The sequence below is a fragment of the Deinococcus proteolyticus MRP genome (assembly GCF_000190555.1).
In the GTDB taxonomy this organism is placed as follows: Bacteria; Deinococcota; Deinococci; order Deinococcales; family Deinococcaceae; genus Deinococcus; species Deinococcus proteolyticus.
The window spans coordinates 777647-799795 of record NC_015161.1; the positions used below are offsets into that span (position 1 = coordinate 777647).

At 67.0% G+C, this 22149-nt stretch carries 16 protein-coding genes and 4 tRNA genes; 5 read left to right on the top strand and 15 right to left on the bottom strand.

What is annotated here, in order from left to right; all coding sequences use genetic code 11:
- Nucleotides 1-29 precede the first annotated feature (29 nt).
- A complete protein-coding gene (locus DEIPR_RS03850; RefSeq protein ID WP_013614518.1) occupies nt 30-1022 on the top strand; it encodes a GNAT family N-acetyltransferase in 993 nt (330 codons plus the stop codon).
- Between the two features lie 15 nt (nt 1023-1037).
- On the opposite strand, the gene DEIPR_RS03855 is transcribed toward DEIPR_RS03850, so the two are convergent.
- Nucleotides 1038-1961 (bottom strand): toxic anion resistance protein, encoded by a 924-nt coding sequence (locus DEIPR_RS03855; RefSeq protein WP_013614519.1) that lies wholly within the window; start codon nt 1959-1961, stop codon nt 1038-1040.
- Nucleotides 1958-3313: an HD-GYP domain-containing protein gene (locus tag DEIPR_RS03860; RefSeq protein WP_041221936.1), complete on the bottom strand. Its 1356-nt coding sequence runs from the start codon at nt 3311-3313 to the stop codon at nt 1958-1960. Before DEIPR_RS03860 ends, DEIPR_RS03855 begins: the two co-directional genes overlap by 4 nt.
- Nucleotides 3314-3422: 109 nt before the next feature.
- On the opposite strand from DEIPR_RS03860, the gene DEIPR_RS03865 reads away from it, so the two are divergent.
- Complete coding sequence (locus tag DEIPR_RS03865) at nt 3423-4223, top strand: helical backbone metal receptor (RefSeq protein ID WP_013614521.1); 801 nt, start codon at nt 3423-3425, stop codon at nt 4221-4223.
- 96 nt (nt 4224-4319) lie between these two features.
- Here DEIPR_RS03865 and DEIPR_RS03870 read toward each other — a convergent pair whose 3' ends face one another.
- The 5 genes from DEIPR_RS03870 to alaS form a co-directional block, all read right to left on the bottom strand.
- Nucleotides 4320-4961: a c-type cytochrome gene (locus DEIPR_RS03870; RefSeq protein ID WP_169310670.1), complete on the bottom strand. Its 642-nt coding sequence runs from the start codon at nt 4959-4961 to the stop codon at nt 4320-4322.
- A gap of 77 nt (nt 4962-5038) precedes the next feature.
- Nucleotides 5039-5395 (bottom strand): aspartate 1-decarboxylase, encoded by a 357-nt coding sequence (panD, locus tag DEIPR_RS03875; protein WP_148231770.1) that lies wholly within the window; start codon nt 5393-5395, stop codon nt 5039-5041.
- Between the two features lie 100 nt (nt 5396-5495).
- A complete protein-coding gene (locus DEIPR_RS03880) occupies nt 5496-6251 on the bottom strand; it encodes a sulfite exporter TauE/SafE family protein (RefSeq protein ID WP_013614524.1) in 756 nt (251 codons plus the stop codon).
- A 91-nt stretch (nt 6252-6342) separates the two neighbouring features.
- Nucleotides 6343-8019 carry a GGDEF domain-containing protein gene (locus tag DEIPR_RS03885; RefSeq protein ID WP_013614525.1) on the bottom strand — a complete coding sequence of 559 codons (1677 nt, stop codon included), beginning with the start codon at nt 8017-8019 and terminating at the stop codon, nt 6343-6345.
- A 379-nt stretch (nt 8020-8398) separates the two neighbouring features.
- Complete coding sequence (gene alaS, locus DEIPR_RS03890; RefSeq protein WP_013614527.1) at nt 8399-11077, bottom strand: alanine--tRNA ligase; 2679 nt, start codon at nt 11075-11077, stop codon at nt 8399-8401.
- Nucleotides 11078-11305: 228 nt separating this feature from the next.
- On the opposite strand from alaS, the gene DEIPR_RS03895 reads away from it, so the two are divergent.
- A complete protein-coding gene (locus tag DEIPR_RS03895) occupies nt 11306-13717 on the top strand; it encodes a putative bifunctional diguanylate cyclase/phosphodiesterase (protein ID WP_049775059.1) in 2412 nt (803 codons plus the stop codon).
- Here DEIPR_RS03895 and DEIPR_RS03900 read toward each other — a convergent pair.
- Both DEIPR_RS03900 and DEIPR_RS03905 read right to left on the bottom strand, forming a co-directional pair.
- Complete coding sequence (locus tag DEIPR_RS03900) at nt 13714-13899, bottom strand: hypothetical protein (RefSeq protein ID WP_013614529.1); 186 nt, start codon at nt 13897-13899, stop codon at nt 13714-13716. The genes DEIPR_RS03895 and DEIPR_RS03900 overlap by 4 nt on opposite strands.
- Nucleotides 13900-14162: 263 nt before the next feature.
- Nucleotides 14163-15200, bottom strand: a complete 1038-nt coding sequence (locus tag DEIPR_RS03905; RefSeq protein WP_013614530.1) for an AfsR/SARP family transcriptional regulator — start codon at nt 15198-15200, stop codon at nt 14163-14165.
- Between the two features lie 108 nt (nt 15201-15308).
- Between DEIPR_RS03905 and DEIPR_RS03910 the strand changes: the two genes are divergently transcribed.
- Both DEIPR_RS03910 and DEIPR_RS03915 read left to right on the top strand, forming a co-directional pair.
- Entirely contained in the window at nt 15309-16823 is a 1515-nt protein-coding gene (locus tag DEIPR_RS03910) for an amidohydrolase (RefSeq protein ID WP_013614531.1), read from the top strand.
- Between the two features lie 10 nt (nt 16824-16833).
- Nucleotides 16834-17859, top strand: a complete 1026-nt coding sequence (locus DEIPR_RS03915; RefSeq protein ID WP_013614532.1) for a homoserine dehydrogenase — start codon at nt 16834-16836, stop codon at nt 17857-17859.
- Between the two features lie 105 nt (nt 17860-17964).
- Here DEIPR_RS03915 and DEIPR_RS03920 read toward each other — a convergent pair whose 3' ends face one another.
- From DEIPR_RS03920 to DEIPR_RS03945, 6 genes are all read right to left on the bottom strand, one after another.
- Entirely contained in the window at nt 17965-19440 is a 1476-nt protein-coding gene (locus DEIPR_RS03920) for a nicotinate phosphoribosyltransferase (protein ID WP_013614533.1), read from the bottom strand.
- A gap of 147 nt (nt 19441-19587) precedes the next feature.
- Complete coding sequence (locus DEIPR_RS03925) at nt 19588-20970, bottom strand: MFS transporter (RefSeq protein ID WP_013614534.1); 1383 nt, start codon at nt 20968-20970, stop codon at nt 19588-19590.
- 333 nt (nt 20971-21303) lie between these two features.
- A tRNA-Arg gene (locus DEIPR_RS03930) sits at nt 21304-21380 on the bottom strand.
- Nucleotides 21381-21527: 147 nt separating this feature from the next.
- Nucleotides 21528-21604 (bottom strand) — tRNA-Arg (locus DEIPR_RS03935).
- Nucleotides 21605-21609: 5 nt separating this feature from the next.
- Nucleotides 21610-21697: transfer RNA gene (locus DEIPR_RS03940), tRNA-Ser, on the bottom strand.
- Nucleotides 21698-21729: 32 nt separating this feature from the next.
- Nucleotides 21730-21817, bottom strand: a tRNA-Ser gene (locus DEIPR_RS03945).
- Nucleotides 21818-22149 lie beyond the last annotated feature (332 nt).

Genomic DNA, 22149 nt, shown 5'->3' on the forward strand with positions numbered 1-22149 from the left:
CCTGCCCGGCCGTGCTGGCAAACTGGAGCATGGAAGCGCTTACCCTGCACCCCCTCGCCACACCAGACCTCTCCGCTTGGGCTGAGGCGCTCACGCTCTGGCGGCCGGACAGCCCCCGCAGTGCCGCCGAGCTGGCCGAGCGCGACCGGCTGCGGACCTCCGAAGAAGTGAGCCGGCGGTTCTGGGTGTGCGGCAGTGGAGGGCAGCGGATAGGGGTGCTGGAACTGGAAACGCCCCGCGCCGAGAATCAGCCCGGCTGGCTGCAGCTGCGTGTCGGCACACCGCATCCTGAGCTGCTGCCCCGGCTGCTGGACCTGGGAGTCAGGCAGGCGCGTGACCTGCAAGAAGCGGCCATGCTCATTGCCCGCGTGCGGGAGGACCGGCCTGAACTGGCATCCCATCTGGACTGCGGTTTTACCGAATATGGCCGTATGTTCAGCAGCCACTTGGACCTGACCCGCTTGGATGTTGCGGAAGCGGCGGACAAAGCAGCAGCGGTGCGGGCTGCAGGAATCTGCATCCTCCCTTTGGAGCAGGCCACACGGGCGGCGGGCCTGGGCGAATTCTCTACGTCGCGAGCGGCGCAGAGGCGGCTGTATGACCTGGTGGTGTCGCGGCTGGCCGCAGTGCCGGGCGCTGTAGCTTCCCGCCCCTGGCCCTTCGAGGTCTGGCAGGCACGTGCTGCTGAGCGCTACGGCTCCGCCCTGGTGTTTGTCGCGGTGGCGCCGGGTGGCAAGTGGGTGGGGTTGACCGAGCTGTTTGAAGGGAGCTTGCCCGGCACGCTGCGTACCGGGCTGACCGGAGTAGAGCCGCAGTGGCAGGGCAGAGGAGTGGCCTACGCCCTCAAGCTGGCAGCCCTGGAAGCGGCGCAGGAACGTGGTTACCGCTCGGCGGATACCATGAACCATCAGGCCAATGCTCCGATGCTGGCGGTCAACCGGGCGCTGGGGTTCGTGCCGGAACCGGCCACAGTGCTGCTACGGCGCAGGCTTGGGCCGGCGGGCCAGGAACCTGAAATCTGAGTTGCGGGGTCTGGGTCAGGTCGGGCCCCTGCGCTCTAGGTGGGTGGCCCTGTTCTCCAGTTGTTCCAGCTGGTCCAGTGCAGCGTAGGCTTGGGCAAGCGCGGTATTCAGCTCATCCGGGCCAGGAGCCGCCGCCAACTGCTGCTGGGCCGTGTGCAGCTGCTCGCTGGCCTGGGCCGCCTGTGCCCGCAGTGCGGCCGCCTGCGAGGCCCGCCGGGCCAGCTTCAGCGCCGTGACCACACCGGCAGCCGCCCGCTCCAGCTGCTCGTCCAGCCCCGCAGCTTGTTGCTGGGCCAGGTCCAGGGCCAGCCGGGCCTGCGCCGTGATTGCCAGTGCAGTGTTCAGGTCGGTGTGCCGGCCGCGCACGGCGTAAAGCGCCTCGTCCCGCACTACGGCGGCGTGCAGGGGCTGCCTGGCTTCCAGGTCCGGGAGGCTGACACTCAGCAGGTGGTCCAGCTCGGCGGCCAAAGCCAGTGCCTGTTCCAGCTTGGCTTGACTGCTTTCCAACCGGTGCAGCTCGCCGCCCAGGGCCGCTTGTTGCCGCCGCAAGTGGTCCTGGCTGCGGTACAGGCTCTCCAGCAGTGGGGCGCTCTGGGCCGCCAGCTGAGCATGCTCCTCGGGGGTGGGAGCTGTGGGCCTGTGCCCCCGCAGCCGTGCCAGCAGCCCGGGCCGGGCCGGCTGCAGGCGCCCCACCAGCCGGCGCAGTTCGGCAAGTACCTGTGGCTCAACCGTTGCCGGCAGTGCAGCGCGGCCCCGCCGAGCCGCTTGCTGCTGCGCGTGTGCCCCTATGGCCTGCACGGCAGCCACCACCCGGCGGAATTCGGGGCTGTGGTGCGGGTGCAGTGCCAGCTCGGTGGCCAGTCGGCGGGCCTGTGCCCGAACCTGTTCCTGCACCGCAGGGGACAGGCCCTGCAAGTTTTGAGAGCCGGGCTCACTCACTGTTGCAGCAGTCCGCCGTCCCCCTCTTCCTGCAGCATCCGCAAGAAGACGTCCACGTAGTGGGGGTCGAAGTGCTTGCCCGCCTGGTCCTGCAGTTCCCGCAATGCACGCTGCTGGCTCCAGGCTTCCTTGTAGGGGCGCTCACTGGTCAGGGCGTCGTACACGTCCACAATGCTGAACACGCGGGCCGTTTCGGGGATGTCGTAGCCGCGCAGACCCGCCGGGTAGCCGCTGCCGTTCCACTTCTCATGGTGGTAGCGCACCAGGTCCAGCGTCTCGGTGGGCAAAAAGTGCAGGTTTTGCAACAGGTCGTAGCCCACCTTGGTATGCGACTCCATCACCTTGCGCTCCGAGGGGGTCAGCAGGCCCGGCTTGTGCAAAATGGCGTCGGGAATGGCAATCTTGCCCAGATCGTGCAGGTAGGCGCCCCAGCGCAGCGCGGTCAGCTTGGCTTCGCTGAAGCCCAGGGCCCGGCCCAGGCGCAGGCTGAGGTCCACCACCCGGCCGGTGTGGCCGCCAGTTTCGTCGTCGCGCTGCTCCAGCGTGCCGCCCAGCGCCTTGAGGCTGAGGTCGCGGGCCTCGCGCAGTTCGTCGATGGCGGCAAATTGCCCCAGCTGCGCTCCCAGCAGCCGCGCGAACGACTGCAGCACCCCCATATTATCCGGGTGAAAGTCGGCGTTGCTCGGCCGCGCCAGCAAGATGGTGCCCAGGTGCTGGGTATCGCGGTTGTTGACCGGCACCGCCAGAAAGCGGGTGCGTTCGCTGCGGGGCAGCCGCACCAGCGCTTCTTCCACCACCCAGTGGTCGGCCTGCACCGAGCGGCTGTCGTTGTGACTGGGAAAAATGGGTTGCCCGGTAAACGGTACGAACGCCCCACGGGCCGCCAGAATCTGCGGGCTGCCCCCCCGGTAGGCCAGGTAAGCCAGGTTGGGGGCCAGGCCCAGCTCGTAAATCATTTCCACGCCGGCTTCGGTTACCTGCTGGGCGGTCTGCGCCTGCGCCAGTCGTTCGCTGCCACTGCGGAGCGCGTGTACGGTCCGGCGCTGCCAGCGCAGGTCGCTGATATTCAGCTGTTCGCGGTAGATAATCAGAAACAGTCCCGCCAGCACCAGCGTGGCAGTCAGCAGGTCTTCAGCCGCCAGCTGCTCGGGAAACAGCAGGATGTAGCCCAGGAAAGCTACCGGGTAGGCCAGCAGCGCTGCCCAGCGGATAGGCCCGCTCAGCGAGGTGGTCAGGGCTGCCAGCAGTACGGCCGCAGCAGCCATCAGCGCCTGATTGGCGTCGGCTGCAGCGTACCCCAGAACCCCAACAGCCAGCAGCGCAGTCAGCAGGGGAAGAACTTGTGCGAGCACGGCGCTCAGTGTAGCACTGCCCACCTTATGCGTTGCCGGAAGCTCCCTCGCCGGCGCTGACCTGTCCTATCCCCCTTCCAGGACGCGCAGCGGGGACCTACACTGGGTCATGTTCTCCCGTCAGACCCCAGGTCATTCAGGCCCGCTGCGGCTGGCCTCGCTGGTGTGCAGCAACACCGAAATCCTGGAAGTGCTAGGCCTGCTGGACCAGGTGGTGGCCGTGGACAGCCACTCGGACAGTCCTGGCCTGGAGCGTGCCGTGCGCCTGGGGCCGGACCAGGACATCCGGGTAGATCAGCTGGTGCAGGCGCGCCCCGACCTGGTGCTGGCCAGCCTGAGCGTGCCCGGCCTGGAGCGGGTGGTGGAGGCGGTCCGGGAAGCTGGCCTGCCGGTGCTGGTGCTGGACCCCATCTCGCCGCAGGACATCGCTGCCGACATCCGGCAAGTGGCGCAGGCAGTGGGATGTCCGCAGCGTGGTGAGCAGGAGGCGGAACGTTTCCTGGCCGGGCTGGAGGCCGCCGCCCGTGGCAGCCGCCGGGCACTGGCTGCCTGGCCCAGGCCACCGCGCGTCATGGTGGAGTGGTGGCCCCGGCCGATCATAGCCGCGACCCGCGACTCTTGGGTGACGCATCTGCTGCGCGACCTGGGCGCCCAGAATGCCTTTGCCAAGCGGCCGGGCCGCAGCAGTCCCCTCACGCTCGACGAGGTCCGGGCCAGTGCGCCCGACCTGATGACATGCTCGTGGTGTGGGGTCAGCAAACTGCGCCCTGAGGTGATGGAAGCCCGTGGCCTGGGCGTCCCGGTGGTGTGTATTCCCGAAAGTGGACTGGGGCGACCCGGCCCGCGTCTGCAAGAAGGCATGCAGGCGCTGGCCGGAGCACTGGCGGCCCTGCCGGTGCCGGAGCGCTGAAGCCGTACCGGCACTGGGACCGGTACGGGGCAGAGCAACAAGCGAACAGCCAGCCTCAGCTGCTGTGCTGGGGCCGGCTGCTAGAGCGCTGCGCGTTTATTTCAGGGTCTGTACCCAGGCGTAGATGTTGTTGAGGTCGGCGTCGGACAACTGCTCCTCGCTGAAGCGGGGCATGGTGGCGGCCAGCTCGCCGCGGGGCGAGAGGCCCTCGCGCAGGGTCTGGGCAAATTCGGGCTGGGACCAGCCGGTAGCGTGGGCGTTCATGGCCGGGCCGATGCCGCCCTGACCCTCCGCGCCGTGGCAGCCGGCGCAGCTACCAGCGAAGAACTGCTGGCCGGCGGCCGCGTCGCCCGTCGCGGTGGCCGCGGCAGTGGCATTGGCGTCGGTCACGTCCTGCTGGGTGGTGGTGGCGGCGTCGGACTCTTCCTTGGCGGCCAGCTCGCCTTCGGTCAGCTGATCCTGCTGGGCGCCGTCCTCGGGGGCAGCGGTATCGGGCTCACCCTGTCCAGGGGTGGAGGTTTCCGTCTCCGCTCCGCTGCCTTCCTGGGTCGCCGTTTCCGAGGCGCCGGCTGCACCTTCACCCCCAGCGGCTGCACCGCCGGCTGCAGCCTTGTCGCCGCCCTCTGCATGTTCACCGGCGCCGGCTTCGGCGTGAGCTTCGTGGGCAGTCACCTTGTTCACCGCGGCGCGGTACCCGGCCACCGAGCCGCCGATTCCCAGCAGCAGCAGCGCCGTCATAGCCAGAGCATACGTACTTTTCATTCCTACCACCTTACCATACGGTCATCCCGCCGGCAGGGCCAAAAAGCCCGGCCTCAGCGCTGCTCAAGCAGCCGATTCTTTTCGTCGACCAGCACCACGCGGGGTTCGAGGGTGCGGGCCTCTTCTTCGCTGAAATTGCCGAACGCTGCGATAATGACCAGGTCGCCCGGCTGCACGAGGTGGGCGGCCGCACCGTTGATGCCAATCACGCCGCTGCCACGTGGGCCGCTCAGGGCGTACGTGTGCAGACGGTTGCCGTTGGTGATGTCCCAGATATCCACCTTTTCATTCGGCAGGATGTCGGCAGCGTCCAGCAGGTCCTGGTCGATGGTCACGCTGCCCACGTAATCCAGATCGGCCTGGGTCACGGTGGCGCGGTGAATTTTGGCCCGGAACATAATTCTTTCCACGCGCGCAAGTATAGGGGAGTGCCGCCTGCGAAGTGAGCGGCCGGCTTGAACCAAGCTGAAGCTTCCAGGGGCAAGGCTGAGGTCTCAGGTCCAAACCCGGCTACGCCCAGGTCTTCCACAGCAGCTGCGCGGCCGTGAGCAGAAGCAGGCCGGCGAAAAGGCTTTTGAGCTGAGCCGCTGGAATCCGCTCCTGCAGACCGGCACCGGCGCGGGCGCCCAGCAGCACGCCCAGGGCGACGGCGCAGGCCAGGTCCGGGTCAAGCAGGCCTCCCGCCTGATAAATCAGGGTGTTGCCCACAGCAGTCAGGCCCATGATGAAGGTGGAAGTGGCGATGGCCTCGCGCAGCGGCAGCCCGCCCAGCAGGTTCATCACCGGCACCTGCACTGTGCCCCCGCCGATCCCCAGCAGCCCGCTCATGACCCCGGCAAAGCCCATGCTGGGCGCGGCCCAGGCGCTCTCGGGTCCCCCCTCCTCGACCCGGCGTCCCCCCCGGAGCAGCCGGTAGGCCGAATACAGCAGCAGGCCCGCGAATACGGTGGCCACGGCCTGCCCTGGAAGCACCAGTCCCAGCAAGCTGCCGATGACCCCGCCGGCGATGGTCAGCGGGGCATAAAGGTAGCCGGTGCGTGCGCGGACCAGTCCCCGCTGCAGATAGCCGGCGGCTCCGCTGAGGCCGACCGCCAGTACGCCCACCTGGCTGACTGCGATGGTGGCGGCAATCGGCAGCGGCTGGCCCAGGGCGTCTGCGGCCAGACCCAGTGCCGGGACCACCACCACCCCACCGCCCAGGCCCAGAATGGCCCCTAGCACTCCAGCCAGCAGTCCGATGAGAAGGGCAGCGAGCGTGAGGGTCATGGGGGAGATGCTAGCGCGCCAGGGCAGTTCCTGGGCCCGCTACGCAGCCGGTCCTGCTGGAGCCGCTGCCGAACCGGGCAGCAGACGCGTTTCAGGCTGGGCTGGCAGGCGGAAGGCGTGGGGCCGGGTGGACATGCGGCGCCAATTCCACCACCCGGTTGCGGCCGCTGTGCTTGGCGCGGTAAAGCGCCTCGTCGGCGCGGGCAATCAGCGAGCCGACCGTATCGTGCAGCACGGCGCGGGTCAGGCCCACGCTCACTGTGACCCGCAGGCCCGGCACGTCCCATACCAGCTGCATGGTCCGCAGCCGAATCTGTTCGGCCACCCGGCGCGCTTCCTCGTTGCGGGCGCCGCTCAGGGCCACCAGAAATTCCTCGCCGCCGTAGCGGGCGCTCAGGGCGTCCAGCCCAGCCACCTCCGGCAGCAGCTTGGCCAGGCTCTGCAGGACCCGGTCCCCTACCGCGTGCGAGTGGTTGTCGTTGATGCGCTTGAAGTGGTCCAGGTCAATCAGCATCAGGTGCAGCGACTGGGTGGGGGCACGCAGCTGGTGCAGCAGACCGGGCAAGGCTTCGTCGGCTCCCCGCCGGTTGGTGATGCCGGTCAGGGAATCGCGGCGGGCCAGCCCCTCAGCCAGCTGCAGGCGCCGTTTCCACTCGGCCTGTGAAGCATCGTCGGTCTGCGGGTCGCTGGGATAGTGCAGCAGGTCGGTGTCGGGGGAGGGCCGGGTCACTTGGCCGCGCAGCTGCGCAGCCACTTGGTGCATCATCTCCAGTGCTTCCGGCAGGCGCCCCTGGCGTTCGTACAGGTCGGCCAGCAGCTCCAGCCCTTCCAGGCGCAGGTAGTGCTTGCCCCAGCGGTCCATCAGGCTCAGGGCGGTCTTGAGATGTTCTTCGGCAGCCTGCTGCGCAGCCCCGCGCTGCTCGGGCTTCAGGTCCGGGCGCTGCAGCTGCAACTTGCCCAGGTGCAGCTGCAGGTCAATTTCACCGTCCATGTACCGCCCCTGCAGTCCGCTCAGGCCCTGCGTCAGGTGGGCGATGGCCTGGCCGTACTCCCCGCGCTGGGCCAGCAGCCGGGCTTCCAGCTCACAGCGCCCGTTGTAGTACGAGAGTTCTTCGGGAGGCAGGCTGTATACCACCTGCAATGCCTGTTCAGCCTGTTGCAGGTGCTGGGCCTGTTCCGCGAACCGCTCCAGCTGCCCACTCTGCTCGGCCAGCAGTAGGTGGGCCGTGGCCTGTCCCAGCTGAGCATAGGCCCGCACAATCTCTGACGGATCCTGTTGCAGGTGGTAAGCGTCAATCAGGTGAAGCGCACGCTCCGGGTCTCCCCAGCGGTTGTGCAGCCCGGCCAAGTTGGTCTGCAACATGCTGAGCAGTGTCGGCGGCACCTGGATGCCCTCTTGCCGCGCCAGCTCCTGAGCAAGCAGAAGCTGCTGGGTGGCGCTGTGCCACTCGCCGGCGGTGTGGTGCAAAAGGGCCATGTTGTTGGCGACCTTGAACTGCACCTCGGTGTCGCCTACGCGCAGCGCTCCCTCACGGGCACGCCGGAAGCTGACGCGGGCGGCTCCCGGTTGCCCCAGGCCAATTTCGATGCTGCCCAGCAGATTAAGGGCCTGCGCAAGCGCTGCCCGCTCGGCCTCGCCTCCTTGCTCGGCCTCCTGAACGGCCCGCTGAGCAAAGCGGTAGGCCTGCTCGGTGGAATGCCCACACAGCCAGCGTCCAGCCGCGACCAGTCGATGTGCGCGTGTGGGTGACTGTGATTTGTCTTTCATAGTGCATTAAGAATATGCAGCTCGTACAGCAAGTGCAAATGGAAGAATGTGACAAATACATTACAAGCATAAAGGTTGGGGGCGTTAATGTTGGCCCGCAAGCGTTCCAGCACACCGAAAACCGTGCCTTCGACTCCTATGCAATACCAGGTATAGGGAGGAAGACGTCTATCATGAATGGACGTTAAGGGGCTAGCTAAGTTGCTTATAGGGATGGGGAAGGCCCATCCCGCTGCCCTCTTGGAGGCCACATGCGAGGTTGTCATACAGGACGGACAAGCGGGAGGGGACTGAAAATAAATGGAGGAACGGTCTTCTGGGTGGTACATCAAAAGAGGCTGGGGCAACCACTGTGCCCCAGCCTCTGCGCCTGCCGGTATCAGCTCAGCGCAGTGTCCAGTGCTCCCAGTGCTCCCGCCGCGTCGGTAATTCCGGCCTGCGCCATGTCGGGCCGGCCGCCGCCCCTGCCTCCGCCGGCCGCCGCGAGTTTGCCGACCAGTTGGCCGGCGTGGGCACCCTTGGCCACAGCGTCCTTGGTGGCTTTGACGACCAGCCCCTTGTCGGAAGCGATGACCACCAGGTCAGCGCCACTCTGCTCCAAGAGTCGGTCGGCCGCGCCGCGCAGTTCGTTGCCCTCAACCCCGCTCAGCTTCAGGCTGGCGACCTTGAAGCCGCCCAGCTCGCGGGTGTCGGCGCTGTTGCCGCCGCCCATCTGGGCTTCTGCCAGCTGGGCACGCACCTGGGCCATTTCCTTTTCGCTGGCCTTCAGCTGGTGTTGCAGCCCGGCGATGCGGTCTTCCAGCCCCTCGGCGCTGGTGTTCAGCAGGCTGGCGGTGCGGTTCAGGCGGCCGAGGCGCTCGCGCACCCAGGCGGTGGCCGCTTCACCGGCCAGTGCCTCGATGCGGCGCACGCCCGCAGCCACGTTCTCATCGCTAAGCAGTACGAACGCGCCGATGTCGCCGGTCCGGCGCACGTGTGCCCCGCCGCACAGCTCCATGCTGGACACGGCTGCGCCGCCGTAGTCCACGTCGCCTTCCACACGCACCACGCGCACGGTATCGCCGTATTTTTCGCCGAACAGGGCCGTGGCCCCGGCGGCTTTGGCTTCCTCAATCGGCATCTCCTGCCAGATGACCGGGAAATTGGCGCTGACCCAACGGCTGACCAGGGTTTCCACGGCGGCCAGTTCCTCGGCGCTGAGGGCCGCCGTGTGGGTAAAGTCGAAGCGCAGCCGGTCAGGGGCCACCAGCGACCCGGCCTGCCGCACGCCGCTGCCCAGCACGGCCCGCAGCGCCGCGTGCAGCAGGTGGGTGGCGGTGTGGTGGCGCTGAATGGCTGCCCGCTCTGCGCCGACCACGCCGCGCACGCCAGCGCCCTGGCTCAGCTCGCCGCGCAGCACTTCCACCTCGTGCAGGAACACGCCGCCGATTTTGCGGGTGTCCAGTACCCGGCCCTCGCCGCCGGCCCACTCCAGCCGGCCGGTGTCGCCCACCTCGCCGCCGCCCTCGGCATAGAAAGGAGTGCGGCTCAGGACCACCGTTTTGTGGCCCTCCACTTCACTGTCCAGGACAGCCAGCACTTCGCCCTCGGCGTCCAGCTGGTCATAGCCCACGAACTCGGTCTGGGGCAGGTTCTGGACAGCCTCGGCCCCGGCGTCGAACAGCTCGGACTTGCCGAATTTGCTGCCGGCACGGGCGGTTTCCTGGGCGCGTTCCAGTGCCAGTTCGTAGCCGGTCACGTCCACGTCTACGCCATGCTCGGCCGCGATTTCCTGGGTCAGGTCCAGCGGGAAACCGTACGTGTCGTACAGGGTAAAGGCGTCCTCACCGCTGAGCACCTTCTCGCTGCCCAGTTCTTCCAGCAGGCCATTCAGCCGCTGAATGCCGCCTTCCAGGGTCCGCAAGAAGCGTTCTTCCTCGGCCCGGATGGCGGCCTGCACCCGTTCCTGCTCGGCCACCAGTTCCGGGTAGCCGTCCTTCATTTTCTCGACCACCAGCGGCACCAGGCGGTAGATGCTGGGTTCGTTCAGGCCCAGCAGGTAGGCGTGACGGGAAGCGCGGCGCAGCACTTTGCGGACCACGTAGCCGCGTCCGGTGTTGCTCAGGGCCACACCGTCGGCAATCACCATGCTCACCGAGCGGGCGTGCTCGGCAATCACGCGGTGCGACACGCTGCTTTCGCCCTCGTAGGGGCGGCCGCTCAGCTCGACGATCTTGTCAATCAGGGGAGCGAATACGTCGTTGGTGTAAAAGTCGGGTACGTCCTGCACCACGCTGGCCACGCGTTCCAGGCCCATGCCGGTATCAATGTTCTTGAACGGCAGCGGGGCAAGAATCGGCTGGCCGCTTTCATCCAGGCCCTGGCGGTCGAATTCGGGAAACACCAGGTTCCACACTTCCAGAAAGCGAGCACTTTCGCGGGTCTTGGCGTAGTCGGCCCAGCTGTCGTCGCCGTATTTGGGGCCACGGTCGTAGTAGATTTCGCTGCACGGGCCGCAGGGGCCGTTGGGGCCTTTGAGCGGAGCGTCGGCCGGCCAGAAGTTCTCGTCGGCGCCGAAGCGGTGGATGTGGTCTTTGGGCAGGCCGTGGTCCTCGGTCCAGTAGCGGAAGGCTTCGTCATCGTCCACGTAGATGGTCACGTACATCCGCTCGGGGTCGAAGCCCATCCACTCGGGGCTGGTCAGAAATTCCCAGGCCCAGGCGATGGCGTCGCGCTTGAAGTAGTCCCCAAAGCTGAAATTGCCCATCATCTCGAACAGGCTGAGGTGGCGCCGGGTGCGGCCCACGTTCTCGATGTCGTCCATTCGCACGCATTTCTGCGCGGTGGTCACGCGCTTGCTCGCGCCTTCGCTGAAGACGGCCGGTGCGCCCATGAACTGCGGTTTGAACTGCTGCATCCCGGCCACCGTGAACATGGTGGTGGGGTCAGGGGCCACCACCGGGTGGCCGGGCAGAATCAGGTGCTCTTTGCTGTGGAAGAACTCCAAGAACTTGCGGCGAATGTCCGCGGTGGTGAGGCGTTGGACAGGGGAGGCGGAAGAGGACTCTGACGCGGTCATAGCCGCGAGTATAGCGGGCCGGGGTGTGTGTTCATCACGCTCTGGGACAGCCGCGCCGCGCTCTCACTGTCTGGAATCCGGCTGCGCCCAGGGTGTGCCGGGGACATTTGGGACAGCAGGCAGGCGGGCAACCTCCAGGCACGCTATGAAACCATTAATATATTTTCTGTGCTTCCGGTCTCCTCTCCTGATTCCTTTCAAGTTGTCCTGGACAAGCTGGACGGTGCCATGTACTCCGCGCCTGGTCCGGTACGCCTTCAGCTGGAAACCCTGCTCCAGGAGACTCAGGCCAGGGGAGATGACCGGCAGGAAGCTGCCGTGCAGTGTGTCCTTGGCGCCTGTGCCTTTTCGCAGGGCGATTACCCTGCTGCGGGACGCTACACGGCACAGGCGCTGGCCCTGGCCCGCAAACATCATCTGGTGAGCGTAGCGAGCCGCTGCCTGAACACTCTGGGCCTGGTGGCCCGCAGTGCCGGGCAAACGGCGCAGGCGATGGACCACTACCTGGGGAGCCTGCGCCTGGCACAGGAGCTGCACGATGAGATAGCCCGCTGCCGGGTCCTGGGCAACATCGCCGCGCTGCACATGTACCTGGGCAACGCCGAGCAGGCTTACGCCATCCACAGCGAACTGCTCCTCCAGGTGCGGCGGCTGGGTCATCTGGCGTTCACCGCCAACACCCTTATCTGGCTGGCCCGCGAGCGCGAGGTGTACCAGGACCCGCAGCGTGCCCTCGCCTACGCCCGTGAGGCACTGGAGCTGTCGCTGAAATGCGAGCTGAAGAAATTTGAGTGCCAAGCCCGCATGCTGGTAGGTCAGTTGCTGCTGAAACAGGGCGAGCTGGCCCAGGCGGGCGAGGTCCTGCGTCCGGGTGTGGAGCTGGCCCGTCAGCTGAACCACCGGGACGCCCTGACCGAGCTGCTGCTTTCGCTGGGACAACTTCAGCTCGCGCAGGGAGATACCGACGAGGCTGGCGTTACCCTGCAGGAGGCCCTGCACAACTGCGCCGGGGAACCGGCCTTCTCGTTTCATGAGCGTATCCGGGCACTGGCCACGCTTTCGCAGGTGGCCGAGCAGCAGGGCAACTTGGAGCAGGCCCTGAAGCGGCTGCGCGAACAGCGCGCTTTGGAACTGGAGCTGCACTCGCGCGACATGCAGCTGCGGACCGAGGCGCTGTCTTTGCAGGTGCGGCTGGAGGAAGTGCAGCACCGTGCCGAAAAGGAGCAGCAGCGCAGCATGGAGCTGGCCGAAGCCAATCTGGCGCTCCGCCAGACCGAGGCCGAGTGGCGTTACCGCGCCACCCACGACCTGCTGACCGGCCTGATGAACCGCTCCTGGCTACATGAGCGGCTGGCCCAGCTGCTGACAAGTCGCCGCGATGACGAGCAGCTGGGGCTGATTCTGATTAATCTGGACGACTTCCGCATGGTCAACGACCGTTACGGGCATTTCAGCGGTGATCAGGTGCTGATGGTCGCAGCGCAGCGGCTGCTGATGTCGGCCAGCGACCATGATTTGGTCGGCCGGGTCAGCGGGGACGAGTTCGTGGTGCTGGCCCGGCACCTTTCGGGCGCCGCCGACCTGGAGGCGCGGGCCAGCCAGCTGCTGCAGGTGCTGCGGGCTCCTTACGTGGTGGGGCCGTACCAGATAGAGCAGGGGGCCTCGCTGGTCACGTTGCTGGCTCCCTGGGACGGTGAGCAGGCCGGGCAGCTGATGCAAAACGCCAACCTCGCCATGACGCAGGTCAAGCGGGGGCCAGGCAACCGGGTGCTGCGGTACACGCCGGCCCTGAGCACCGCTGAGGCGGAGCGCCGCCGCTTGGAGCGCGAGTTGCGTGAGGCGGTCGAGGGCAGTGGCCTGAGCCTGCATTATCAGCCACAGTTTCAGCTGCCGTCGCGGCAACTCACCGGCTACGAGGCGCTGGTGCGCTGGAACAATCCGCGGCTGGGACCTGTGTCGCCGGCCTCCTTCATCCCGATAGCCGAGGAAACCGGAGTTATTGTGGAGCTGGGCTACTGGGTGCTGCGCGAGGCCTGCCGGCAGGCTGCCGCCTGGAAGTTCGCCGGGCGCTGTCTCAGCATGGCGGTAAACGTGTCGGTGCGGCAGTTCGAGCAACCCGACTTTGTGGAGCGGGTCGTGCAGGCGCTGCACGGTGTCGGTCTGCCTGGCAGCCAGCTGGTGCTGGAGCTGACCGAAAGCCTGGTACTGCACGACAAGGACCTGGCCAACCGCCACATCATGGCGCTGCGGGCCCACGGCATCCGCATTGCCATCGACGACTTCGGCACCGGCTATTCCAGTTTGAGCCTGCTGCGCCAGCTGCCGTTCGAACAGCTGAAGATAGACCGTTCATTTATTCAGGACTTTGCCGGCGAGACGCAGGCCATTTCGTTTCAGGAGGCGCGGGTGGTTATGGAGGGAGTCACGGCCATTGCCCGTGGTCTGGGGCTGCATGTGACGGCCGAGGGCGTAGAAACGGAGGAACAGCTGCAGCTGCTGTCCGACCTGGGCTGCGACAAGGTGCAGGGCTTCTTGCTGGGCCGCCCGGTGCCTGCCGCCGAGGCAGAAGTGTGGCTGCCCGAGATCGGCGGGCCGGAGGCACAAGGTCCTGGCGCTTCGGCGGGGCCGGACGCCGGCTAGGGGCGCTTTTGCTGGCGTTCCAGGTCCCGGATGCGTTCTTCAAGTTCGCGAATTCGGGCCTGTTCGCTGGGGTCGTCGCTCTGACGGGCGCGCCGCATCAACATCACCAGGGCCGTGACCCCCAGCAGCGGCAAACCGAGCAGTACGGCAATCATGATCCATTCCAGCGGTGCGATAGGCATGCGGCGAGTCTAGAACAGTTCCCTGCTGAGGAGCTTTGCGGGGCTTTCTTGCTCCCTGCGCTGCACTCGCGGTCGTCACGGCGGGTCCGGGAGCGGTGTCTCCGCCCGCCACAGTCCAGGCTCACTTCCCGGAGAGGGGCCTGGACTCCTTTATCTTTGTGCCGAATCCTCTGGCAGCGCTGGCGAAGCTGACACGGTGTACCTGAGCAGCACACCTACACGGCACACCGGAACAGCGGGGAGCCGCAGGACTTGCCCCAGCTTCAGCCGAGGTCGCTGTCCCACCACATCTCGTGTTCGCGGGCCTGGCGGGCGCGGGACTCGTCGCTCAGGGCCTGCATGGCTCCGGCCAGCAGGTCCCAGTGCTTGTCGCCCATAGGATCGATGCTCAGGGCGCGCTGCAGGTAACTGGCCATTTCCTTGTGGTTGCCGGCTTCGCCTGCGGCAGTGGCGGCGCTGTCCAGCACGCTCAGCTGCAGGCCTTCGAGCCGTGCCCGCACATCGTCAATCCAGGGGCCGTCGCTGCCGGGCAGGTACTCGCCGTACAGGCCGACCACCTCGCGCAGTTCTTCCAGGCCCAGCTTGCCCTGCTCCGCCTGAGCCGCCAGCAGCTCGAAGCGCTGCACATCGTATTCGGGGCGGATGTCGTCGGACAGGCTGTAGCGGCGGTTGGTGCTGGTCACGGCGTCGCTGCCCAGCGACTTGCGCAGGCGGTGCAGCGTGGTGTGAAACAGGCTGCTGGCCCGCGACTCGTCCTTTTCGGGCCACAGCGCTTCGGCGGCTTCCCAGGAGGTGACTTCGCCATTTTCCAGCAGGAAGAAAAACAGCTCCAGCGCCTTGCGCGACACCCACGACACCACTTCGCCGTCCTGCGTGACCTGGGCGCTGCCCAGCGCAGTGGCCTTGAGGCCGCTCTCGCCCTGCAGCGTCATCCCGGCGCGGCGTAGACGCGCTTCCACGGCGCCATTCAGGTCGGCGGGGGTAAAGGGCTTGGGCAGGTAATCGTCGGCTCCCAGGTTCATGCCCCGGCGCACATCCGCCCGCTCGGCGTGGCTGGACAGCAGCATGAAGGGAACCCGCGCCAACTTCTCGTCCTCGCGCATTTTCTCCAGAAAGTCCAGGCCGGTCATGTACGGCATCACCACATCGCTGATGACCAGGTCCGGTACAAACACTTTCATCAGGTCCAGTGCTTCGACCGGGTGGCTGGCCGTCCGCACGTCGTGGCCTGAGCGGGTCAGAATCACGGAAATCAGCTTCAGAATGGCGGCGTCGTCATCCACGACCAGGATTTTGGGCATAATTCGCAGTGTAGCAGCCCATTCTCAGGGGCGTCTCATATCCTAGGATGCCCTCGTCTGCCTTGTGACGGATGCCCTGCCCCGCTGCCGCCTGCGTTAGGGTGGAGCATGATTCCGCTGCAGCTGATTTTGGCCCAGGTGCTTCCCCAGACTCCCGAACTTCCCCAGGCCGAGGCCGTGCTGGTGGGTGCCGGGCGGGTGCTGGCCGTGGGAAGCCGCGCCGACCTGAGCGCCCGCGCACCGGGAGCCGAGGTACTGGACCACCGCGACCTTGTGCTCACGCCGGGCCTGTGCGACGCCCACACCCATCTGGTCACCTACGGGTTCACGCTCTCGCAGCTGGGGCTGCACGGAGCGCGGTCCGTGGCCGAGGTGCAGCGGCGGCTGGCCGAGCGCGCAGCCCGCACTCCGGCCGGCGAGTGGATTCGGGGCGGCGGCTTTCTGATGTCCGAGCTGGGTCTGAGCGACTATCCCAGTGCCGCCGACCTGGACGCGGTCAGCCCCGAGCACCCGGTGGCGCTGTACTCACGCGACCTGCACATGCTGTGGGTGAACAGCCGCGCCCTGGCCCTGGCCGGCGTCCATGCGGGCACCCCCGACCCCGAGGGCGGCCAGATTGTGCGTCCGCCCCTGGCGGCGGGCCTGGGCTGCCTGCTGGAACATGCCTGCGAGCTGGTCAGCCGCGTGATTCCCGAGCCCGGCCCACAGGCCTACCTCGCGGCGGCGCGGGCTTCAGTGGACGACCTGCGTGCCCGTGGGTTCGTCAGCACGCACACCATGGCGTTCGAGTCGCCGCAGGCTGCGCTGGCCCTGCAAGAACTGGACCGCCGCGGCGAGCTGGGCCTGCGCGTGTGGGCCTGCTTGCCGCACGGCGAGCTGGACGCCGCTGAGCGCCTGGGCCTGGGCGGAAGCGGGGGCGGTGGCCTCTTCCAGTGGGGCGGGGTCAAGTTTTTTGCAGATGGAGCGCTGGGCAGCCGCACGGCATGGCTGCATGCCCCGGGCTTTGCCGATGGGTCGGGCACCGGCATTGCCCTGGACCCGCCGCAGCTGATTCTGGAACGCGGCCGCCGCGCCCTGGCCCTGGGCCTGAGCCCTGTCACGCACGCCATCGGGGACCGGGCCAATACCGAGGTGCTGGACGTGTACGACCAGCTGCGCCCCGAGGCGGCCGCACGTGGTATCCGGCTGCGTATCGAGCATGCCCAGCACCTGCGCCCCGAGGACCTGCCGCGCTTCCGGGGCCTGGTGGCCAGCCTGCAACCCTCGCACCTCCCGGCCGACGCCGCCCTTATCCGGGAGCTGCTGCCACACGCCGCGAGCCTCAGCTTCGCCAGCCGCAGCCTGCTGCAGCACGGAGCGGTCCTGGCGTTCGGCAGCGACGCCCCGGTCACGCCACCCAGCGCTCAGGACAACTTTGCTGCCAGCGTCCTGCGCACGGGTGCGGATGGCCTGCCGGTCGCCCCCGCCGAGGCGCTCACGCCCGAGCAGGTGCTGTGGGCCCATACACGGGGCCCGGCCGTCGCTGCCGGCTGGGACGACGAGGGCCATATCCGTCTCGGCAGCCGCGCCGCGTTCACCCTCTGGGACCGCCTGGGCGGCGAGGCGCAGGCGCTGGTGCTCTAAGCTGGAGCCCATGCCAAGTCCGACCCCCAATCAGCCTCTGCACGCCCAGCATCAGGTCCCGGTCCGCGAAATCACCCTGGGGCTGCTGGGCTGTGGCAGCGTCGGTACCGCTTTTTTGCAGCTGCTGGAGCGGCGCCGTCAGGTCTTCGATGATATGGGCGTGCGTATCCGCGTGACCGGTGTGCTGGTCCGCGACGCTGCCCGCCCCCGCGACGTGCCGGCCGGCACCCCCCTGACCGAATCGCCCGACTTCCTGAACGAGTGCTCGGTGGTGGTCGAGGTGATGGGCGGCACATCGCGGCCGCTGGAGCTGCTGCGCCCCTACCTGCGCTCGGGCCGCCCGGTCATCACCGCCAACAAGGCTTTGCTGGCCGAATGCTGGGACGAACTGCGTCCCTACGCCCTGGCCGGGCAGCTGTACTACGAGGCCAGCGTGATGGCCGGCACCCCGGTCATCGGTCCCATGAGCACCGTGCTGCGGGCCAGCACGTTTCAGCGCCTACAGGCGGTGGTGAACGGCACCTGCAACTTTATCCTCACCTGTATGGAGGAGGGCCACACCTACGCGGCGGCACTGGCTGAAGCTCAGGCTCTGGGCTACGCCGAGGACCCGCCCACCCTGGACGTAGGCGGCTTCGACAGTGCCCATAAGCTGGCGGTGCTGGCCCGCTTCTGTGTGGGTGGGGATTTCGCTTACGACCAGATTGCCGTGCAGGGCATCGAAGCGCTGACGCCCGAGCTGGTGCGTGCGGCGGCCCAGCGCGGCGAACGTTACAAGCTGGTGGCCGAACTGCGCCGTGAGGATGGAGGCTGGCATGCCAGCGTCTCCCCGCAGGCCCTGCCTGCTGACCACGCGCTGTGTACCGCCGGAGCCAGCCGCAACGCGATGGTGTACGAGGGCGAGGAGTGCGGCCCGCTGTTTTTCGCGGGCGGCGGCGCCGGCGGTATGGTCACGGCCTCCGCGATGGTAGGCGACCTGCTCGACTGGCTGATCGGCTTTCCGGGGCATGTGCCGCTGCACGGCCTGGAGGGGTAAGGAGAGGGAGATGATGGGGAAGGAGTTCGCCGCTCCTGTCCCTCCATCTCTTCACCGGCTTTCCTCTCCGTGCAGCTGCCCACCTGGCTCAACTGTCTACTTGGCTCAGCTGCCCACCTGATCGGCGCGGATGTCACGTACGGTCCGGTCACGCAGGTCAGCCACGTCCTGACCGATGCTGACCTTGTACTGGTGCGGGTTCAGTAGGCGCAGGGTGCCTTCTTGCAGCTGGAGTGCTTCGGCGCGGGCGCGGGCCTGTATGGTGGGCAGGTCGTCGGCCGGATGCACACGCTGACCATCACGCATCACCACTTCGCGGGCGTCTTCCCATTCCAGGGCGGGCAGGTGCGTGTGCTTGAGGGGGTTGGTCGGGTCGCTGACCAGGTCGCCTTCTTTGGGCATCTCTCCCAGGGTCATCACGTCGAAAGTCACGGTGCCTTCGCGGTCGCGGCCGCGCCAGACCCGTTTCACGCCCGGCACGTTGCTCTTGACCGGGTCGCCGGTCAGCTTCATTTTGGGTTCGCCGTTCAGGGCGGCCAACTTGTATACGCCGCCCAGTGCGCCGCCGCCCTCGCCGCCCGCCGTGGCCAGCTGCGTGCCGACGCCGTACACGTCGATGCGTCCGCCTTCGGCAATGACCGAGGCGATCACCTGCTCATCCAGGTCGTTGGAGGCGATGATTTTCACGTCCGGGAAGCCGGCCGCGTCCAGCCCGGCCCGCACCCGCCGGCTGAGGTACACCAGGTCACCGCTGTCCAGGCGCACGCCGCGCAGCTCGTGGCCCTTCTCGCGCAGCTCGCGGGCCACTGTAAGGGCGTTGACCAGGCCGCTTTTCAGGGTGTCTACCGTATCCAGCAGCAGCACGGTGCTGTCCGGGTAGGCATCGGCGTAGGCGCGGAACGCTTCCAGCTCGCTGCCGAAGCTCTGCACCCAGGCGTGGGCGTGCGTGCCCGACAGCGGCAGTCCGTAGCGCAGGCCGGCTTCCACGTTGGAGGTGGCGGTGGCTCCACCTACGAAAGCGGCCCGGGCCGCACTCAGCGCACCGTTCGGTCCCTGGGCGCGGCGGGCGCCGAACTCCACCACCTCGCCGCCGTGCGGGCTGCTGGCTGCAGCGATCACGCAGCGGGCCGCCTTGGTGGCCACCAGCGTCTGGAAATTGAGGGTGTTCAGCAGCGCCGTTTCCACCAGCTGCGCTTCCCACAGCGGCGCGGTCACGCTCAGCAGCGGCACATGTGGAAAGACGATGCGGCCCTCGCGGAAGGCGGTCACGGTGCCGCTGAAGCGCCAGCCGCCCAGCGCCTCCAGAAATTCGGGCCGGAACAGCTGCAGCGACGCCAGGTAGTCCAGGTCTGCCCGGCTGAAGCTGAGGTGCCCAAGGTAGTCCAGCGCCGGTTCCAGCCCGGCCCACACCGCGAAGCCGCCACTGTAAGGCTGCCTGCGGTAATACAGGTCGAAGGTGGCCTCCTGGGTGTGCATGCCTTGCAGGAAATACCCCTGCATCATCGTCAACTGATAAAGGTCGGTGAAAAGCGGTGTGGAGCAGACCAGGTCGCGCTGCTGGGTAGGGGTTACGGGATTCATACGAGCCTCCAGGGGCCAGAACAAAGGGGGGAGAGGGGCACCAGCCACATTTCCTCTGGCAAGAGCTTTACCGTAGCGCAGTGCCGGGGTGAGGAGCGCTGGGGCGCGTGACCATCTTCAGGCCGGCCACACCCAGTGCAGACATACTCAGGCCACCACATCGTCCAGCTGCTGTCCCCGCGTCTCTATGCCGATGGCCCAGGCGCTGGCTGCAGCGATGGCAAAGCACAGGGCAAAGACCGTCAGGGCAACGCTGAGGTTACCGGTCAGCAGCAGGGCGCCCACACTGGGCGAAATCAGGCTGGCGGCGCGAGCCATGCTGCTCATCAGACCCATGCCGGTCGAGCGCAGGCGGGTGGGGAACAGCTCCGGTGTGTAGGCGTACACTGCGCCCCAGGCCCCCAGCAGAGCGAACGACAGCAGGGCCGAGGTGGCCAGCACGCTCTGGGGGCTACCCGCCGACAGGAACAGGTACGCGCCCACCGCGCCCAGCGCCAGAAAGCCGCTCACGGTGGCCCGCCGGCCGATGCGGTCCACCAGATAGGCGGCCAGCGCGTAGCCGGGCAGCTGCGCCAGTGCCAGCAGCAGGGTGGTTCGGTACACCGCGCCCAGGTCCATGCCCCCGGCTTTCAGGAAACTGGGAAGCCAGCTGAAGATGCCGTAATACCCCAGCGAAAGACCGAACCAGACGAGCCCCAGCAGCACCGTGCGCCGGCCCAGTGAGCCGCGCAGCAGGTCGGCGGGGGAGACGCGGACGTCGGCGGCAGGCTGCGCCAGTTCCTGCTCCCCTAACGCCTGGGGCTCCCCGTTGGCGTGGGCCACCTGTTCCACGGCGGCGCGGGCCTGCCTGCCTTGGCCGCGCAGCAGCAGGTGCCGGGGCGAATCGGGAATGCCGAAGCGGGCCAGCAGACCGATCAGGCCCGGAACGGCGGCCAGGCCCAGCAGCCAGCGCCAGGCGTCCTCGGGGGGCAGCTGTGTGCTCAGAAACCACGCCAGCCCTGCCACCAGGATGGTCCCCACCGCCCAGAAGCTTTCCAGATACACCAGAAAACGCCCGCGCCAGCTGGTCGGCACGAATTCGGCCATCATGGCGTAGTCCACCGGAAGGGTGCCGCCGATGGCAAACCCGGTCAGGAAGCGGGCCAGCATCAGCAGGGCCACGGTAGGCGCAAAGGCCCCAGCCACTCCGAACACCACCCCCAGGGCCACGGTCGTCAGGAATACGCCGCGCCGCCCGATGCGGTCTGCCATATAGCCCCAGAAGGCGGCTCCCACAAACATTCCAGCGAAGGTGGCCGTCAGTAGCCAGGTCATTTCCGGCGACCCCTTTTGCAAGCCGAACTCGGCGCTGATGCCGGGCATGGCGAAGCCCATCAGCAGCACTTCCATCGCGTCAGCGGCCCAGGTGAGCCCGCAAATGGCCAGCAGCCGCCACTGAAAAGCGCCGATGCCAATGCGGTCAATAGCATCATCCACGCTTAAAGACGGGGGAGCGGAAGCCGCTCCGACCGCTTGTGAAATGTTTGTCATGCCTCAATGATACGGGTCATTTGCCCCCAATGTCAGCATGGGTACATTGCTACTTCGTGAGTAACTTCACGAGCGGCCAGGGCAGAGCGGCCGGTGCTATGCACGAAGCGGGCCGGGGCTGTGTCATTCGGTTTGATGTTCGCTGCATGCACTACGGCAGCTGAGTGTATACAGGTGACTTGCTCAGTGCCGCCGTCTGAAGCCTGGTGGGACATGTGGCTGGGCGCCCAATCCTGCAAGTAGCCAGAGGAATGTTCCAGGATTCAGCTCCTATAACACATCGGTTCCAGCGCTAGACAAAGAAAAACCCCACCCAGAGGGTGAGGTGTTTGGTGGTGTACCCAGGAAGATTCGAACTCCCGACCTTCTGATCCGTAGTCAGACGCTCTATCCAGCTGAGCTATGGGTACATTTGCTGTTGTCGCCGGCAGCCATGTGCTCAGGCAGGAAGGGAGTATACCGGGCAACCTTGGGGAATGCAAGGGGGGGAAAGCCGCCGTGCAGAGGCGAGTCTGAGCGTACAGCAAAAAACCCCACCCAGAGGGTGAGGTATTTGGTGGTGTACCCAGGAAGATTCGAACTCCCGACCTTCTGATCCGTAGTCAGACGCTCTATCCAGCTGAGCTATGGGTACGCACGTGGCGGAGAGGGAGGGATTCGAACCCTCGATACCTTGCGGTATACACCCTTAGCAGGGGTGCGGTTTCAGCCACTCACCCACCTCCCCAAATTGTGCGGCGCTTGTGCCCCTTTCGCCACTGGCGGAGGGTGAGGGATTCGAACCCCCGGTAGGTTGCCCTACTGCAGTTTTCAAGACTGCTGCCTTCAACCACTCGGCCAACCCCCCGTGTGCTCCACCGCTATTTTCACGGACTAGAGCGCTGCGGAATGCCTTTTCAGGCGGGGCCGCTTCTCAAGCGCGAAAGGAAGTATAGGGACAGGCGGCGCACCTTGTCAAATCGGGTCACATTCAGGGGATGGTGTCTGCCTGGCGCGGCTGCCAGGTGGGGGTTCGCGGTTTTGCCGCTCGGTTGCGTGTTGCCGCGCTAAGCGGCCAGTGGGTATCATGCAGGTATGTGCCGAGGCTCCTTCTCTCCTGACCCTATACGTGGCCCGGTCAGGTGCGGCCGAGGCGATATCCAACCTGACGCTGTGCGTGGTCTGACCCGAACTTCCAGC

Coding starts and splice junctions, on each gene's coding strand:
- DEIPR_RS03915 (WP_013614532.1), top strand. CDS start 16,834: ATGCCAAGTCCGACCCCCAATCAGCCTCTGCACGCCCAGCATCAGGTC.
- alaS (WP_013614527.1), bottom strand. CDS start 11,077: ATGACCGCGTCAGAGTCCTCTTCCGCCTCCCCTGTCCAACGCCTCACC.
- DEIPR_RS03895 (WP_049775059.1), top strand. CDS start 11,306: ATGTACTCCGCGCCTGGTCCGGTACGCCTTCAGCTGGAAACCCTGCTC.
- DEIPR_RS03920 (WP_013614533.1), bottom strand. CDS start 19,440: ATGAATCCCGTAACCCCTACCCAGCAGCGCGACCTGGTCTGCTCCACA.
- DEIPR_RS03885 (WP_013614525.1), bottom strand. CDS start 8,019: ATGAAAGACAAATCACAGTCACCCACACGCGCACATCGACTGGTCGCG.
- DEIPR_RS03850 (WP_013614518.1), top strand. CDS start 30: ATGGAAGCGCTTACCCTGCACCCCCTCGCCACACCAGACCTCTCCGCT.
- DEIPR_RS03925 (WP_013614534.1), bottom strand. CDS start 20,970: ATGACAAACATTTCACAAGCGGTCGGAGCGGCTTCCGCTCCCCCGTCT.
- DEIPR_RS03910 (WP_013614531.1), top strand. CDS start 15,309: ATGATTCCGCTGCAGCTGATTTTGGCCCAGGTGCTTCCCCAGACTCCC.
- DEIPR_RS03880 (WP_013614524.1), bottom strand. CDS start 6,251: ATGACCCTCACGCTCGCTGCCCTTCTCATCGGACTGCTGGCTGGAGTG.
- DEIPR_RS03865 (WP_013614521.1), top strand. CDS start 3,423: ATGTTCTCCCGTCAGACCCCAGGTCATTCAGGCCCGCTGCGGCTGGCC.
- DEIPR_RS03900 (WP_013614529.1), bottom strand. CDS start 13,899: ATGCCTATCGCACCGCTGGAATGGATCATGATTGCCGTACTGCTCGGT.
- DEIPR_RS03905 (WP_013614530.1), bottom strand. CDS start 15,200: ATGCCCAAAATCCTGGTCGTGGATGACGACGCCGCCATTCTGAAGCTG.
- DEIPR_RS03870 (WP_169310670.1), bottom strand. CDS start 4,961: ATGACGGCGCTGCTGCTGCTGGGAATCGGCGGCTCGGTGGCCGGGTAC.